Genomic DNA, 393 nt, shown 5'->3' with positions numbered 1-393 from the left:
TTGTTCCTGCTTCCCGACGGCATCTCGGCGCTGCGGTTGAGTCAGGTCATTGAAGTTACCTACAAGACCGCTTGGCTCATGCTGCACAAAATCCGTCATACCCTCGGCGAATGCGATGCCCGGGAACTGCTCTCTGGAGACGTGAAGGTAAACTGCGATCAGTATGCGTATGATTCGTCGCGTTATCATCCGGCTGCTCAGCCTTATGCCACCGCGGTTGTAGCCGGCTGCACGGTCACGGAGTATGGCGAGCCGGAGCGGGTGAAGATCCAGCTGATTTCGCATAAAAGAGGACAACGGGCCGACCGGCATGATCTCGCCGCGTTCATCCATGATCATATCGATGTCCATACCTCCACCGTTCAGTCGTTCCATTTGGCTTATCGGCTGTAT

The 393-nt window shown here is 55.5% G+C and carries 1 pseudogene; it reads left to right on the top strand.

Annotation, left to right across the window (positions count from 1 at the left end):
• A pseudogene (locus tag M3G15_RS21430) lies at window positions 1–393 on the top strand (transposase); the annotation flags it as partial.

It is taken from the genome of Paenibacillus sp. p3-SID1389, assembly GCF_025151705.1.
Taxonomy (GTDB): domain Bacteria; phylum Bacillota; class Bacilli; order Paenibacillales; family Paenibacillaceae; genus Fontibacillus; species Fontibacillus phoenicis.
The sequence above is the reverse complement of the archived record's forward strand: the minus strand, read 5'-3'. Positions and strand labels throughout refer to the sequence as shown.